This is a genomic window from Lyngbya sp. PCC 8106 (assembly GCF_000169095.1).
Classification (GTDB): Bacteria; Cyanobacteriota; Cyanobacteriia; order Cyanobacteriales; family Microcoleaceae; genus Capilliphycus.
In genome coordinates this window covers 1-1472 of sequence record NZ_AAVU01000107.1, presented here as the reverse complement: position 1 = coordinate 1472, position 1472 = coordinate 1, and the positions used below count along the sequence as shown (strand labels likewise).

The 1472-nt window shown below is 42.3% G+C and carries 1 protein-coding gene; it reads left to right on the top strand.

Going from position 1 to position 1472, the window contains the following annotated elements:
• The coding region (locus tag L8106_RS29130; protein WP_009788182.1) for a class I tRNA ligase family protein at positions 1-1472 on the top strand (1472 nt) is incomplete at both ends.

Sequence of the window (1472 nt, the reverse complement as noted above, 5' to 3'; positions counted from 1 at the left end):
GATTGGCGAACCAAAAAACCGACGATTTTTAGGGCAACTGAACAGTGGTTTGCCTCCGTTGAAGGGTTCCGCGAAGAAGCATTAAAAGCGATTAAAGATGTGCGTTGGATTCCCGCCCAAGGCGAAAACCGCATCACCCCAATGGTGGCTGAACGTTCAGATTGGTGTATCTCCCGTCAACGCAGTTGGGGCGTACCGATTCCTGTTTTTTACGATGAAGAAACGGGTGAACATTTAATGAATGAAGAAACCATTTCTCACGTTCAAAATATTATCGCTGAAAAAGGTTCAGATGCGTGGTGGGAACTGTCTATTGAGGAGTTATTACCCGAAAAATATCGCCAAGATGCAGCAAAATACCGCAAAGGAACCGATACAATGGATGTCTGGTTTGACTCCGGTTCTTCCTGGGCTGCGGTTGCTAAACAGCGAGGGTTAGGTTATCCCGTTGATATGTATTTAGAGGGGTCTGATCAACACCGAGGCTGGTTTAATTCCAGTTTGTTAACTAGCGTAGCTAACTATGGTCATGCGCCCTATAAAACGGTATTAACTCATGGATTTGTCTTGGATGAAAAAGGACATAAAATGAGTAAATCTTTGGGGAATGTGGTTGACCCGGCGATTGTGATTGAAGGCGGTAAAAACCAACAGAAAGAACCACCCTACGGGGCTGATATTTTGCGGTTGTGGGTGTCGTCAGTTGATTATTCAACCGATGTACCTTTGGGTGGAAATATCCTCAAACAAATGTCGGATATCTACCGCAAAATTAGAAATACTTCCCGATTCTTAATTGGAAATTTGCATGATTTTGACCCCGAAAAAGATGCAGTGGCTTATGAAGAATTGCCCGATTTAGATCAATATATGCTGCATCGAATCACGGAAGTTTTTACTGAGATTAAAGATGCCTTTGATCAATTTCAATTCTTCCGTTTCTTCCAAACTGTGCAGAATTTCTGTGTTGTTGATCTATCGAATTTTTACCTTGATATTGCCAAAGATCGGCTGTATATTAGTGCAGAGAATTCCATCCGACGTCGCAGTTGTCAAACGGTGTTAGCAGTTGCGTTAGAAAGCCTCGCCAAAGCTATTTCACCTGTTCTCTGTCATATGGCGGAAGATATTTGGCAAAATTTACCCTATTCCACTCCTTATTTATCGGTATTTGAGTCGGGTTGGGTGAAATTAGAGGAAAATTGGAAACAACCGGAACTTGCTAAATTCTGGCAAAAATTGCGGGAAATTCGCGCCGAAGTTAACCAAGTGATGGAAAAAGCGCGAAAAGAAAAAATGATTGGTTCATCTCTAGAAGCGAAGGTTTTGCTGTATGTTGCAGATGAAAAACTACGCGAACAGTTAGACGAAATGAACCCTCTAGATCCGGTTTCAGAGCCATCACCAAACGAGCTTAAATTTTTGCTTGACTTGCTAGGCTATCGTGATTATGCTTTTCCTCTACCCAAAAG